Source organism: Aquimarina megaterium XH134 (assembly GCF_000520975.1).
GTDB classification, from domain to species: Bacteria; Bacteroidota; Bacteroidia; order Flavobacteriales; family Flavobacteriaceae; genus Aquimarina; species Aquimarina megaterium.
Genome location: NZ_JACB01000031.1, coordinates 186,423 through 200,176 on the forward strand (window position 1 = coordinate 186,423; position 13,754 = coordinate 200,176).

Annotated in this window: 14 protein-coding genes; 10 read left to right on the forward strand and 4 right to left on the reverse strand. The window is 32.5% G+C overall.

All coding sequences use genetic code 11. From position 1 onward, the window contains the following. Nucleotides 1-12: 12 nt before the first annotated feature. The 3 genes from Z053_RS0116325 to Z053_RS0116335 all read right to left on the reverse strand — a co-directional run bounded on the left by Z053_RS0116325 (nt 13) and on the right by Z053_RS0116335 (nt 1,359). Nucleotides 13-534: an OmpH family outer membrane protein gene (locus Z053_RS0116325; protein ID WP_025666063.1), complete on the reverse strand. Its 522-nt coding sequence runs from the start codon at nt 532-534 to the stop codon at nt 13-15. 90 nt (nt 535-624) lie between these two features. Continuing rightward, nucleotides 625-864: a hypothetical protein gene (locus tag Z053_RS0116330; RefSeq protein WP_025666064.1), complete on the reverse strand. Its 240-nt coding sequence runs from the start codon at nt 862-864 to the stop codon at nt 625-627. A 42-nt stretch (nt 865-906) separates the two neighbouring features. Then, nucleotides 907-1,359, reverse strand: a complete 453-nt coding sequence (locus Z053_RS0116335) for an SRPBCC family protein (RefSeq protein WP_025666065.1) — start codon at nt 1,357-1,359, stop codon at nt 907-909. 136 nt (nt 1,360-1,495) lie between these two features. On the opposite strand from Z053_RS0116335, the gene Z053_RS0116340 reads away from it, so the two are divergent. The 6 genes from Z053_RS0116340 to Z053_RS0116365 all read left to right on the forward strand — a co-directional run bounded on the left by Z053_RS0116340 (nt 1,496) and on the right by Z053_RS0116365 (nt 10,164). Then, nucleotides 1,496-3,484 (forward strand): peptidylprolyl isomerase, encoded by a 1,989-nt coding sequence (locus tag Z053_RS0116340; protein ID WP_051476078.1) that lies wholly within the window; start codon nt 1,496-1,498, stop codon nt 3,482-3,484. Between the two features lie 178 nt (nt 3,485-3,662). Then, complete coding sequence (locus Z053_RS0116345) at nt 3,663-4,511, forward strand: hypothetical protein (protein WP_025666067.1); 849 nt, start codon at nt 3,663-3,665, stop codon at nt 4,509-4,511. After that, the gene (locus tag Z053_RS0116350) at nt 4,504-5,976 is read left to right on the forward strand and encodes a peptidylprolyl isomerase (RefSeq protein ID WP_241459839.1); all 1,473 of its coding nucleotides are present in this window, start codon (nt 4,504-4,506) and stop codon (nt 5,974-5,976) included. The genes Z053_RS0116345 and Z053_RS0116350 overlap by 8 nt, the downstream gene beginning before the upstream one ends. Nucleotides 5,977-5,982: 6 nt before the next feature. After that, the gene (locus Z053_RS0116355) at nt 5,983-6,939 is read left to right on the forward strand and encodes an AAA family ATPase (protein WP_025666069.1); all 957 of its coding nucleotides are present in this window, start codon (nt 5,983-5,985) and stop codon (nt 6,937-6,939) included. A gap of 183 nt (nt 6,940-7,122) precedes the next feature. Next, a complete protein-coding gene (locus Z053_RS0116360; protein ID WP_025666070.1) occupies nt 7,123-7,572 on the forward strand; it encodes a hypothetical protein in 450 nt (149 codons plus the stop codon). Nucleotides 7,573-7,896: 324 nt separating this feature from the next. Next, nucleotides 7,897-10,164, forward strand: coding sequence for an aconitate hydratase (locus Z053_RS0116365; RefSeq protein WP_025666071.1), 2,268 nt, complete (start codon nt 7,897-7,899; stop codon nt 10,162-10,164). 83 nt (nt 10,165-10,247) lie between these two features. Here the strand turns inward: Z053_RS0116365 and Z053_RS28775 are convergent, their stop codons facing one another. Further along, nucleotides 10,248-10,433, reverse strand: a complete 186-nt coding sequence (locus Z053_RS28775) for a hypothetical protein (protein ID WP_035096308.1) — start codon at nt 10,431-10,433, stop codon at nt 10,248-10,250. Nucleotides 10,434-10,642: 209 nt separating this feature from the next. Between Z053_RS28775 and Z053_RS0116370 the strand changes: the two genes are divergently transcribed. The 4 genes from Z053_RS0116370 to Z053_RS0116385 all read left to right on the forward strand — a co-directional run bounded on the left by Z053_RS0116370 (nt 10,643) and on the right by Z053_RS0116385 (nt 13,729). Continuing rightward, a complete protein-coding gene (locus Z053_RS0116370; RefSeq protein ID WP_025666072.1) occupies nt 10,643-11,323 on the forward strand; it encodes an NUDIX hydrolase in 681 nt (226 codons plus the stop codon). Between the two features lie 126 nt (nt 11,324-11,449). Further along, nucleotides 11,450-12,271: a ribose-phosphate diphosphokinase gene (gene prs / locus Z053_RS0116375; RefSeq protein WP_025666073.1), complete on the forward strand. Its 822-nt coding sequence runs from the start codon at nt 11,450-11,452 to the stop codon at nt 12,269-12,271. A 55-nt stretch (nt 12,272-12,326) separates the two neighbouring features. Beyond that, entirely contained in the window at nt 12,327-12,785 is a 459-nt protein-coding gene (locus Z053_RS0116380; RefSeq protein ID WP_025666074.1) for a nucleoside 2-deoxyribosyltransferase domain-containing protein, read from the forward strand. Then, the gene (locus Z053_RS0116385; protein ID WP_025666075.1) at nt 12,782-13,729 is read left to right on the forward strand and encodes an ADP-ribosylglycohydrolase family protein; all 948 of its coding nucleotides are present in this window, start codon (nt 12,782-12,784) and stop codon (nt 13,727-13,729) included. Before Z053_RS0116380 ends, Z053_RS0116385 begins: the two co-directional genes overlap by 4 nt. Nucleotides 13,730-13,754: the final 25 nt, after the last annotated feature.

Sequence of the window (13,754 nt, forward strand, 5' to 3'; positions counted from 1 at the left end):
ATTATTGTGTTTTTATTTTTTAGGAGCTTCTTTTATGGTGATTCCTAATTTAGTCATTACTGTTTTTGTTATGTCATATGCAGAATCAACATATGCCAAGCCACTTGTGGTAATAGTAAATATCTGGGTATATTTTTCGGCTTTAGCAACTTCTTCCAGTGCTTTTCCGATTTTTTCATATAATGGCTGTAGTAGTCTATTTTGTTCTATTTGTATTAATTTGCTACCATTCTGACGAAATTTTGCAATATCATTTTCTAAAGCAATGATTTCTTCTTGCTTTGTTTTTTTAATAGGCTCAGTAAAAGAAGCTACCTTATCTTGGTATTCCTTCACTTTGCCCTGATATGCATCTACTTTTACTTTTAAATCAGCTTCCATTTTTGCATTATAAGCTTTTAAATCTTCCTGTACCTTAGTAAGTTCTGGCATTTGAGAAAGAATATACTCAGAATCTATAGTTCCAGTTTTGGATTGAGCATTTAATTGAAAACTAACGATCAATACTAAGATTGATAATATTATTTTTTTCATTTTACTTTTTTGTTTTTTTTATTTTCTAATTTTTGCAAATATATAAGGTCTTAGACAATATACGTGCCACGAATTATTTTTTTTAAAAATCTATCCTTCATAGAGTTGACCACGGTGTGGTTTTAAAGCATCACGTACTGTCTTCATTTCAGAATCAGTAACAATCATATAAGCCAAACTATGTAGATCATTTAACTCATGATATCCAGTGATGTTAAGAGATAATTTTTCTAAAGTAATATATTCTTTAAGATGAATTTCGTGGTGTTGTGCTGTTTTACTTGCTGCAGGGCCTCTAAAATCCCAAATTAATTTTATTTTTCGTTCCAAAATAGTTTTCAATTTTATAGACGTCAAAAATGCTTTTATGAATTAATTATCTAACACGCTTTTTCCTTCTTCTGCAAAAGCTTTAAAATCTTCCATGTATTCATATGATTGTTTTTTGAAGGCACCTGGCATAAGAAATCCCATAAGTTTCATGAAGCCACTAAATTTAAATTCGTTTTTAGAGATCCATTTCGTGTTTCCGTTAGAGAGTTCTTCAAAATAATTTTCCTGAATGTTATACACGTTTTTTGCATCAAAAGTAAGGTGAAACGACTCAGGAAGATCAAGCAAAGTAATAGTTTCAATCATTTCAATTTCTCGTTTCCCCATTTTGTAGATAAGTTTTGAAATTGCTCCGGTTTTTCCTTTTGTACCACTTATGTGTTCCATACTCACAAAACCTTTTTGCCAATGTTTCATGTTTTCTTCGTTGTTAAACTTTTCAACTACTTGATTTCTAGGTAGTTTTATTTCGATGTTGAGTGTATATTCCATGACCGGATTGTTGTTAGTTAGTTTTGTATTGTGGCCACAATATACGTAGATCATAAAAATTTTAAAAGTTAATACTATAGGAGGTACTTACTTCGTTAGAACAAGGAACTTGTAAAACATTTTAATATTATTATTTTTGTTCGATTTCGGACTTCATCATATAGAAATTATGTATAAAAAGGGGCTATTATTTTTTTTAGGAAGTATTTTATTTACACTCGCAAATGCACAACAATCAAGTGATGTGCTGTTTACTATTGACGAATCTCCTGTGTATATATCAGAATTTAAGAGAGTATATCTTAAGAATATAGATTTAGTAAAAGACAAATCACAAAAGAATATAGACGAGTATCTTAATTTGTTTATTAATTATAAATTAAAATTAAAAGAAGCAAAGCACCTTGGATTAGATAAAAAGCAAGCTTATTTAGAAGAGTTAGAGGGGTATAGAAAACAACTGGCAAAAGGATATCTTACCGATACCAGAACTTCTGATGCATTAATACGGCAAGCGTATGATCGTTCTCTTGAGCAAATAAATGCCAGTCATATTTTGATTATGGTAAAACCCAATGCCTCGGCAAAAGATACGATTGCTGCATATCAAAAAATTATAGAAGCAAGAAATAAGGTTGTAAATGGAGAATCTTTTGATGTTGTAGCCAAGGCCTATAGCCAAGACCCTTCTGTTGCTAAAAATAACGGAAACTTAGGTTGGTTTTCTGCATTTAGAATGGTGTATCCGTTTGAAGAAGCAGCGTATGAAACTAAAGTAGGTGAAGTCTCAGAGCCATTTAGAACACAATTTGGTTACCATGTTGTAAAAGTTAATGGTAGAGAGAAAAAACTAGGAGAAGTTACCGTTGCTCATATTATGGTAGCTATTAATAATAATAGAACCTCAGAAGAAGCAGAAAAAAGAATAAAAGAAATCAATCAGCAGCTTCAGCAAGGAGTTTCTTTTGCTTCTTTGGCAAAACAATATAGTGATGACCCCAGTACAGCAATAGAAGGAGGTAAAATTAGACGTTTCGGACAAGGGGCATTAAACTCTGAGAAATTCGAAAAAACAGCTTTTGCTCTAGGAAAAAAAGGAGAAATCTCTACACCAATACAAACTAAGTATGGCTGGCATATCATTCAGCTTATAGAAAAACACCCACTCAAGAGTTTTGAAGAACAAAAAAATGAACTTACCAAAAAAGTAAAAAGAGATAGCAGATCAAAACTAGTGACTACTTCGTTTCTTAATTCATTAAAGAAAAAATATGCAATTACCAAGAATGAAAAGGCAGTTGCATATTTTAAAGAAATACTTCCCGCTACGTTTTCTAAAGAAGAATGGAATGTACCTGAAGACAAAAATCTGAAAAAAGAACTTTTTACTCTTAAAAAAGAGAAGTACTTATATGAAGATTTTGCTGAGTTTTTGAAGAGTAATCAAATCAGAATAGAAAGATATTTAGATATTTCTGCCTTTGTTGAAGAAATGTATACTCAATTCGAATCAAAAACCTTACTTCGATATTATGAAGAGCATCTTGAAGAGGATAATAAGGATTTTGCAAATGTAATAGGAGAGTATCGTGATGGACTTTTGCTTTTTGATCTTATGGAGTCTAAAATATGGAATGTCTCTAAGACAGATTCTATCGGACTTAAAAAATATTACGAGACTCAAAAAGATAAGTATACACAAAATGAGGCTTACAAGGTTCTTAAGGCTTCTTCATCAAAACAAGAGGCAATTAGTAAGGTCGAAAAGTTACTGAAGAAGAAAAAGTCGATTAAAGAAATAAAAAATGAAGTTAATAAAGGAGATATAGCTTTAGTACTTTTTTCTGAAGAAGAATTGGCTAAAGGAGATGCAATATTACCTAAGAATTTTTCTGCAGAAAAAGGGGAAATTGTATTTCTTGAAGAAGAGAATTTTAAGACTTTGATTATGGTCAAAGAAATCTTACCTTCAAGAATTAAAACTTTTGAAGAAACTAAGGGCGAGGTGATTAATGATTTTCAGGAAAGTATAGAAAATAAATGGTTAGATCATTTACGAGTAAAATACCCGGTAAAAGTTAATGAGAAAACTTTGAAAAAAGCTAAAAAAGAATTATCGATTTAAAAAATTAATAAACCTTTAATTAGAGAGTGGTTAAATTGCAGCTGCTCTTTAAGTGTTGTTATTAATTTCTTTACGAATAATTAAAAAGGTAGGAATGTGGCATAAGGTATAATGAACATTTTATATGTATCTATATCAGCATAGGCCTGATCGTCTAAAGAATATTATATATAAACAGATGAAATATTATAAATTAATACTGCTATTGCTTATAGTAGTTTCTTGTCAAAAATTTAAGAATCAAATCAAAAAAGAAGCTATTGCCAGAGTAAATGATAACTACCTATATAAAGATGATATTAAAAAACTAGTACCAAAGGATATGTCTGCAGGCGATAGCACCAATATTGTTAATAATTATATTAATACATGGGCTACCCGTCAATTATTTATCGACAAGGCTAAATTAAATCTTACCCAGGAAGAGCTCGAAGAATTTAATGATTTGGTAGAAAACTATCAAAGCACCTTATATATCAACGCTTACAAGAATGCAGTGATCAATAAATCCATTAATATGGAGATCACAGAGCAAGATCTTCAGTCATATTATGATCAAAATTTGAAAAATTTTAATCTTAATGAGGAGTTAGTAAAATTACGTTACTTACATTTGCCACCTGATTACGCTAATATTGTTGCAACGAAGCAACAATTCAATCGTTTTAATGAAGAGGATGTAGAAGAGTTGAGAGGAAAAAAAATAGAATACCTAACATATTCTTTAAATGATTCTGCTTGGATCAAGTTAGATCAGGTGTTAAGTAAAATTCCAATTCTCAAAAAACAAGATAGAGCAAAACTCTTAAAAAGTGGAAAATATATGCAACTTAGAGATTCTACAGGAGTATATATGGTGAAAATAAAAGATGTATTAAAGCGTAATGAAATAGCACCAATAGAATATATTAAGCCTACAATAAGGCAGATTATATTAAATAAGAGAAAGTTGGAGCTAATTAAAAAAATAGAAAAAGACATTACAAGAGATGCAGTTGAGAACAAACAATTTGAAGTTTATGATTAAAACTACAGTACTTTGTGCTATACTTACTTTTAGTATGAATACACAATTTTATGCACAAGAGATTATTGAAGAAGTAGCGCAAGATTCCATAGTAACACAGGATACCATTAATGGACAGAATAGTCCTATGGTAAATGATACCATAAATGCAGTAGTAGAAACTGTAAAAGTCCCATTTCAAAGGACTAAAATAGACGGCGTAGCAGCAGTGATTGGAGAAAATGTAATTTTGGATAGTGATGTAGATATTGCCTATCGACAATTGATTAGTGAAGGTGTTTCAGCTTCTGATGTAAGCCGTTGCGAACTTGCCGGTAGTTTGTTTGAAGCCAAATTGTATTCCCATCATGCAATCCAGGATAGTATAGTGGTTAGAGATGCAGAAGTTAACTCGATGGTTGACCAACAATTGGCATATATGACAAATGAGCTAGGTACTGTAGAGAAAGTATTAAAGTTTTATAAAAAAGATAATCTGGTAGATTTTAGAAAAGAACTTTTTGAAATCAATAAGTCAAATAGGTTGTCAGAGCAGATGAGAACCAAGATTATCGAAGATATCGAAATTACTCCAGAAGAAATCAGAGAATTTTTTGATGACATTCCAGAAGATGAAAGACCACTTTTTGGTACAGAACTTGAATTAGCTCAGATTGTAATAGAACCAGAAATACCCGAAGAAGAAGAGCAAAAAGTAATCGATAGATTAAATCAGTTTAGAGAAGATATTGTAGAGAACGGTAGTAGTTTTGCTACCAAAGCAGTATTGTATTCTCAGGATCCGGGTTCTAAATCTACTGGTGGGAAATACACGCTTGATCGCAAGACAAACTTTGCCAAAGAATTTAAAGATGTTGCTTTTAGTTTGCAAGAAGGAGAAGTAAGTGAACCGTTTAAAACAGATTTTGGATGGCATATTGTAAAAGTAGATAAAATACGAGGAGAAGAAATCGATGTAAGACATATACTACTTACTCCCGAAGTAACCAGAAAAACAGTTGATGAAGCCAAAAGATTAATAGATTCTATACGAACAAGTATTGTTTCGGGTTCTATCAAATTTAAAGAGGCAGCAAGAAAATTTAGTGACGAAAAAGAAACTCGTGAAGATGGAGGACAACTACTTAATCCAACAACAGGAGATACTCGTTTTGAACTTACCAAAATTGACCCTATATTGTACGATCAAGTATCTAAACTAAAAATGAATGAAGTTTCTTTGGTAATTCCCGATCAGGATCGTCAAGGTCGAAAAAAGTATAAATTAATAACAGTACTTAATCGATACGATGAGCATATAGCGGATTACGCGAATGACTATCTTAAAATACAGGAATTAGCATTAAGGAAAAAGCAAATTGATGCAATTCGTAAGTGGCAGAGTGAAAAAATAATGGATACTTATATTAAAATAAACGGAGAGTATAGAGACTGTGAGTATAGTGGTAACTGGTTAAAAAAATAAAATAATATGTCAGACGACGTAGCGGCTATAGAAAAACTAGTAAAAAAACATTCAGAACTCAAAAAAGAAATATCCAAAGTTATTATTGGGCAAGAGAAAGTTATAGATCAGATACTTATTTCTATTTTTTCTGGTGGTCATGCATTATTAATAGGTGTACCAGGGCTAGCCAAAACACTTATGGTAAATACCATTTCACAAGCTTTGGGATTAGATTTTAAAAGAATTCAGTTTACTCCTGATTTAATGCCTAGTGATATATTAGGAAGTGAAATATTGGATGAGACTAGACACTTTAAATTTATTAAAGGACCCATATTTTCTAATATTATTTTGGCAGATGAGATTAATCGTACTCCACCAAAAACCCAGGCAGCACTCCTTGAAGCAATGCAAGAAAGATCTGTAACCGTTGCCGGGCACCATTACACCTTAGATTTGCCATATTTTGTTCTTGCTACCCAAAACCCAATTGAGCAAGAAGGAACATATCCACTACCAGAAGCACAACTAGATCGATTTATGTTTGCTATAGAACTTAAATATCCAAGTTTTCAGGAAGAAGTAGATGTGGTAAAAAGTACTACAGGAGATACCACTACTACTGTTAATTCATTATTTACAGCTCAGGAGATTATTGATTTTCAACATTTAATTCGCCGTATTCCGGTGGCAGATAATGTAATTGAATATGCTGTAAGCATGGTTGGTAAAACAAGACCAGATGAAGAAACAGCAACAGAATTAGTGAAAAATTATATAGATTGGGGAGCAGGACCACGAGCTTCCCAAAATTTAATCCTGGCAGCCAAAGCCAATGCAGCTATCAAAGGAAAATATTCTCCGGATATAGAAGATGTACAAGCTGTAGCCATGGGGATTCTTCGTCACCGTATTATTAAAAACTACAAAGCAGAAGCAGAAGGTATTAGCGTAGAAGATGTGATTCATAGCCTGTTTTAAGCGGTTACTAGATAAAAACTATCAAAAAAATGTTGATTTCTGATATAGTCAGTCTTCAATATAGATGCGCATAATCAAACCTGCATTGCCAAAAATCATTTTTCTTTATTACTATTAAACCTTTTTCATATTTAATGGTCATAGTATTGAACGTTCAACAGAGTATTGTTTAATATTAAAAAAATGAAAAAGAAACAGATGAAAAATAGTATAATATGTATCATGGCCCTATTTATGGGTACCATTGCGATATCAGCCCAACCTGAGGATAACCATAGGGATCGCAAGGCATTAAGAAAAGAATTTTATGAAAGCCTATCAGAAAGCCAGAAAAAGGAATTAGAAAATAAAAGAGAGCTTAGAAAAGAGCAAAGAAAGACGATGCATGCCAGTTTTACCAAAGAACAATTAGCAATTGTAAAAAATGAAGACCTTTCTAGAAAGGGAAAAAGAAAAGCCTTGAAGCTTACGCTTAGCGAGTCACAAAAAGAGATGCATAAAAATCATAAAACCATTATGAAAGATAAAAATGAAAAATTTAAGGCATCACTCTCAGAAGCTCAATTAGAACAGTATGAGCAATTAAGAAAAAGAAAACATAGAAAAGAAAGACATAGAAAAAGAAAAGAATAGTATTAAAATTAGAAGTTTTGAATCTATAAAAAGTGAAGTCATATGACTTCACTTTTTTATTTTATACCAGTTTTTATCTTTTTTTAGATTATTTTTTGAGAAATAACTATAACGTTTTCGTGAATTGAAGAAATGGCGAAGTATTTTCTTATCTTAATTTTTAGCGATATGGTAATTTTCGTAATTCTAATTTATGAATTTCAATAAATGAAGCCTCATATTTTTTTAAAAATGCAAAAAGAAGGGATTAAATGTATTCATTTAAGAAAATCCTTTAAAATTCGTATTTTCGCAGGACTTTTCAATACTAAAAAATAATTAGAGATGGCATTCGATATCAATATGATAAAAAAGGTATACAGTCAGGTAGCTGATCGTGTTAATGCAGCACGCGAAGTTACGGGTAAACCTTTAACCTTGGCAGAGAAAATTTTGTATTCACACTTGTGGGACGTAAAAACGAAAAAAGCGTTTACAAGAGGTAAAGATTATGTTGATTTTGCACCAGATCGTATTGCTTGTCAGGATGCAACAGCTCAAATGGCGTTATTGCAATTTATGCAAGCTGGTAAAAATAAAGTGGCAGTACCAACAACAGTACATTGTGATCACTTGATCCAGGCGAAAGAAGGTGCAGCAACAGATTTAAAAAATGCTAATGATATTAGTAGTGAGGTGTTTAACTTCTTAGAATCGGTATCTGATAAATATGGAATTGGATTCTGGAAACCGGGAGCCGGTATTATTCACCAGGTAGTATTAGAAAACTATGCTTTTCCTGGAGGAATGATGATCGGAACAGATTCTCATACGGTAAATGCAGGTGGTTTAGGAATGGTTGCAATTGGTGTAGGTGGAGCAGATGCAGTAGATGTTATGGCAGGTATGGCCTGGGAATTAAAATTTCCTAAGTTAATTGGTGTAAAATTAACAGGTAAATTATCGGGCTGGACAGCACCTAAGGACGTAATTTTAAAAGTAGCAGAAATTCTTACTGTAAAAGGAGGAACTGGTGCTATAGTAGAATATTTTGGACCAGGGGCGACATCAATGTCGTGTACAGGAAAAGGGACTATTTGTAATATGGGTGCAGAAATTGGCGCTACAACATCTACCTTTGGTTATGATGAATCTATGGAGCGTTACTTAAGAGCGACAGAAAGAGCAGATGTAGCAGATGCAGCAAACGAAGTAAAAGAACACTTAACAGCAGATCCAGAGGTATATGCAAACCCAGAACAATATTTTGATCAGGTAATCGAAATTAATTTATCTGAATTAGGACCATTGTTAAACGGACCTTTTACCCCGGATTTATCAACAGCAGTTGGTAGTACAATGACAGAAAAAGCCAAAGCAAATGATTGGCCAATTCAAGTAGAATGGGGACTAATAGGATCTTGTACAAACTCTTCTTATGAAGACTTGTCTCGTGCTTCTTCAATCGCACAACAAGCGTTGGACAAAGGTTTAAAAATGAAAGCAGAATTAGGAATCAACCCAGGTTCTGAACAAGTAAGATATACAGCAGATAGAGATGGTATCCTTGGGATATTCGAAAAACTAGATGCAAAAATATTTACCAATGCTTGCGGACCTTGTATTGGACAATGGGCACGATATAACGATCCGAAAAACGCTCCGAAGAATAGTATCGTACACTCTTTTAATAGAAACTTTGCTAAGCGTGCAGATGGTAATCCTAATACACATGCTTTTGTTGCATCACCAGAATTAACTGCTGCGATTGCAGTTTCGGGACGACTAGATTTTAACCCGTTAACCGATAAGTTAATTAACGAAAACGGTGAAGAGGTAATGTTTGATGAGCCAACAGGATGGGAGTTACCACCAAAAGGGTTTGAAGTAAAAGATAATGGATATCTGGCTCCGGTTGAAGATGGTAGTAATGTAGAAGTTAAAGTAAGCCCAACTTCAGAAAGACTACAATTGTTAACACCATTTGTACCAATAGGTAATGAAATTAAAGGAGCTAAATTGCTTATAAAAGCATTTGGTAAATGTACTACAGATCATATTTCTATGGCAGGACCATGGTTACGTTATAGAGGTCATTTAGATAATATTTCTAATAACTGTTTGATTGGAGCTGTAAATGCATTTGGTAAAAAAACAAACTTTGTTAAAAATCAATTAACAGGAGAGTTTGGTGGTGTACCAGATACTGCAAGAGCATATAAAGCAGCAGGAGTACCTACTATTGTTGTAGGGGATCATAACTACGGAGAAGGATCATCAAGAGAACATGCTGCAATGGAGCCGCGTCATCTTGGAGTATGTGCAGTAATTGTAAAATCGTTTGCTCGTATCCACGAAACCAATCTTAAAAAACAAGGGATGCTTGGATTAACATTCGCTAATGAAAGTGATTATGATTTGATACAAGAAGATGATACTTTTAACTTTACAGATCTTGATCAATTTGCCTCAGGAAAACAATTAACATTAGAGATTGTTCATGCAGATGGATCTAAAGATACTGCGATGTTAAATCATACGTATAATGATTCTCAGATAGAATGGTTTAAAGAAGGTTCTGCATTAAACTTGATCAAAAAGCAAAATGCTTAAGACAATAATGTAAAAGAGCAATTAATATATAAAAACTCCCAAAGATAATCTTTGGGAGTTTTTTTGTTTGGATTAGAAATGAATTAGCGAGGAAAACAGTCTACACTAACCATAACACAAAATTTGTGTTGAGGAGGAAGCTGTTCGTATTGGCTACAGGTAACAACTATTGGACCGTTGTATGTATCACATGGATTACCACCACCATTAATTTTTTTTTGTTCTGTTCTGGATAATTTTTTTCCTAGGTTTAAAAGCGTGCTTTTCATAATTTTTTGTGTAATAATCCTGAACTTTATATAGCTCTCAGGATATGAGCTTATCTATAAAAATACTGCTTTTTTTGTATTCAATTAGTATAGCTGGTGTTATCATAATGCTAATTTGAGGAAATAAGTTGGTATTGAAATTCTACATCTCTTAAATATAAATTGATAAGTTTTTTTATTCCAAAAGAGAAATATGTAAATTTGCGTATATGGTACGCCAAAATATAAAAGTTGCTGTTGATGCTGTAGTCTTTGGATATAAAGATAAGACACTTAATGTCTTGTTGATAAAAAGAAATATAGATCCTTTTAAAGATTCCTGGGCTTTGCCAGGAGGTTTGGTTTTGGAAAACGAAAGTTTAGAACAAGCTGTTGTTAGAGAACTTAAAGAAGAAACCAATGTAACTATAGATTATTTAGAACAATTGTATTCTTTTGGTAATCCTGGGAGAGACCCAAGAAACAGGGTAGTAAGTGTTACTTATTTTGCATTGGTTAAACCAGAACATCATGCAATTAAAGCAGATACCGATGCAAAAGATGTTGCCTGGTTTGATGTAACCGAACTTCCGGATTTGGCATTTGATCACATTCAAATTTTAGAAACTGCAAAAAAGAGATTGCAGAATAAACTCACATACGAACCCGTAGGATTCGATCTGCTTGCTGATAAGTTTTTGTTTTCTGATCTCGAAAAGTTATATATGACTATTCTTCAAAAGGTAATTGATCGTCGAAATTTTAGAAAAAAAATACTGAGTTTCGGAATCCTTGAAGAGTTAGATGAAAAAATTTCAGAAGGAAGAGGCCGGCCCGCAAACCTATTTAAATTTAATAAAAAACAATACTTCAAACTTAAAGAAGAAGGTTTTCTCTTCGATATCAAATAATAGTATCACAGTTTCAATACTATTGATCTTCAGAAAGATATATTTTATCAAAATAATGTAGTTTTTACGCAAAATATTTTGCAGTATCATATTTCTGTTATAAATTTGCGTAAAAATAACACAATTATGAAGTATTTACATTTGGATCCATCGTTTACACCTTTTGAAAAATCTATTGATTTTAAATCATTTGTTTTTAATGGAGGAGAACCGCATATAAATATTTTAGACAAAAATATAGGGAACAGTATCACGATTACGCAACGAATCAATTCGTTTAATGATTTAGGATTGTTGTTGATCGCTACCGATGCGTTACGTAGAATGAATGTAAAGGAGATTAATGTGCTTATTCCATATTTTCCTGCTGCTAGGCAAGATAGAGTGATGGTTGCAGGAGAATCACTAAGCGTTAAAGTATATGCCGATAGTATTAATGCGCAACACTATAATCAAGTAACAATCTTTGATCCACATTCAGAAGTGACACCTGCGTTATTAGATCGGGTACATGTGATTCAGAATTATGAATTTGTTAAACAATGTTTAGCTACCATTAAAGAAGAGGTAGTACTAATTTCTCCTGACGGAGGAGCATTAAAAAAAATCTATAAAGTATCTGAGTTTCTAGGTGGAGTAGAAGTAGTAGAATGTTCTAAAAAAAGAGATGTAAAAACAGGAGCTTTATCAGGTTTTAGGGTGTATGAAGATGATTTAAAAGGAAAACATTGTGTGATTGTCGATGATATTTGTGATGGAGGAGGAACTTTTCTAGGGCTGGCAAAAGCTTTAAAAGATAAAAACGCTGGAAAATTGAGTTTGGTGATTAGTCATGGGATTTTTAGCAAGGGATTTACTGAACTTACAAAACAATTTGATACTATTTTTACAACAAATTCATTTAGGGATGTAGATGAAGAAAAAGTAGTGCAAATTCCTGTTATTTAAGAATAAACCAAAATCTATTTTGTAGGTAATGAATACCATCCAAAAATAATAGAATATGAATCTAATAGTACCACCAATTATTCCGGAATTGAATAAAAACCTAAGTGTTTTTCTGGCAGGAAGCATTGAATCAGGTGTTGCCCAAAAATGGCAGGATAAGGTGGTAGAAGAGCTATTAGAAGAAAATATTACAATTTTAAATCCCAGAAGAGAAAGTTGGGATCATACATGGGAGCAGAAAATAACTGATCCGACATTTAAAGAACAGGTACTTTGGGAGTTAGAAGCTTTAGAAAAAGCAGATATGATTATTATGTATTTTGATACGCATACAAAATCCCCTATAACATTATTAGAATTAGGATTATATGCACGAAGTAATAAATTGGTAGTATGCTGCCCAGATGGATTTTGGAGAAAAGGAAATGTAGATATTGTCTCTGAACAGTATGGAGTACAAAAAGTGAACAGCTTAGAAGAATTGATTAATGAAGTAAAGAAAAAATTAAAATGAAGAATTTAAAAGAACAAATAAAAGGAGGAATTTTTGGTGTTGCAGTTGGAGATGCATTAGGAGTGCCTGTCGAATTTAAGACCAGAACATTTTTACAAGAACATCCAGTTAAGGATTTTTTAGGATATTTATGTTGGAATCAACCTCCTGGTACTTGGTCAGACGATAGTTCATTAACCTTTTGTCTTATAGATAGTCTGCTTAGAGGTTATGATATAGAGGATATTGGTCAAACTTTTGTTAAATGGTATAAAGAAGGTTTTTGGGGAGCACATTACGAAGTTTTTGATGTAGGAGGAACTACAAGTCATTCATTAGATAGAATTTTAAAAGGAGAATCAGCAAAGTATTCGGGAAACTTGTTTGTAGAAGATAATGGAAACGGCTCATTAATGAGAACTTTACCCATGGTTTATATATTAAAAGAAGAAGGATCTATAACAGAGAGATATAAAAAAATAAAAGAAGTGTCTTCTATAACTCATGCACATTTTAGATCTGTATTTGCATGTTTTATATATGTAGAGTATGGATTATTGTTACTAAAAGGACAAGACAAATTCGAAGCGTATGAGAATTGCAAACAGCCTATATTGGATTTTGCTCATGAGATGGATTTTAATCCTACAGAGATAAGTTTATTTAATAGAGTATTACAATCAGATATTAGAGAATTTGAAGAAAAAGAAGTGGAAAGTAGCGGATATGTGCTACACTCTTTAGAAGCTGCTTTGTGGTGTTTTCTAAAATCGGATTCTTATGAAGAAGTCGTTTTAAAAGCGGTGAATCTAGGTGGAGATACAGATACTACAGCAGCAATTACAGGAGGATTAGCAGGCTTATATTATGGCTATAATGCCATACCAACAAAATGGAAAACCAGACTGGCAAGGTTTGAAGATATAGAAAATTTAACAGGACAATTTAATGAGAATTTAGTGTAGTAATACGTCCATTCGAGTGTTTTGT

What these genes read in the sequence shown, in the direction of transcription:
- Z053_RS0116385 (WP_025666075.1), top strand. Translation starts at nt 12,782, where the DNA reads ATGAAGAATTTAAAAGAACAAATAAAAGGAGGAATTTTTGGTGTTGCA.
- prs (WP_025666073.1), top strand. Translation starts at nt 11,450, where the DNA reads ATGAAGTATTTACATTTGGATCCATCGTTTACACCTTTTGAAAAATCT.
- Z053_RS0116345 (WP_025666067.1), top strand. Translation starts at nt 3,663, where the DNA reads ATGAAATATTATAAATTAATACTGCTATTGCTTATAGTAGTTTCTTGT.
- Z053_RS0116380 (WP_025666074.1), top strand. Translation starts at nt 12,327, where the DNA reads ATGAATCTAATAGTACCACCAATTATTCCGGAATTGAATAAAAACCTA.
- Z053_RS0116350 (WP_241459839.1), top strand. Translation starts at nt 4,504, where the DNA reads ATGATTAAAACTACAGTACTTTGTGCTATACTTACTTTTAGTATGAAT.
- Z053_RS28775 (WP_035096308.1), bottom strand. Translation starts at nt 10,433, where the DNA reads ATGAAAAGCACGCTTTTAAACCTAGGAAAAAAATTATCCAGAACAGAA.
- Z053_RS0116335 (WP_025666065.1), bottom strand. Translation starts at nt 1,359, where the DNA reads ATGGAATATACACTCAACATCGAAATAAAACTACCTAGAAATCAAGTA.
- Z053_RS0116370 (WP_025666072.1), top strand. Translation starts at nt 10,643, where the DNA reads ATGGTACGCCAAAATATAAAAGTTGCTGTTGATGCTGTAGTCTTTGGA.
- Z053_RS0116360 (WP_025666070.1), top strand. Translation starts at nt 7,123, where the DNA reads ATGAAAAAGAAACAGATGAAAAATAGTATAATATGTATCATGGCCCTA.
- Z053_RS0116325 (WP_025666063.1), bottom strand. Translation starts at nt 534, where the DNA reads ATGAAAAAAATAATATTATCAATCTTAGTATTGATCGTTAGTTTTCAA.
- Z053_RS0116365 (WP_025666071.1), top strand. Translation starts at nt 7,897, where the DNA reads ATGGCATTCGATATCAATATGATAAAAAAGGTATACAGTCAGGTAGCT.
- Z053_RS0116355 (WP_025666069.1), top strand. Translation starts at nt 5,983, where the DNA reads ATGTCAGACGACGTAGCGGCTATAGAAAAACTAGTAAAAAAACATTCA.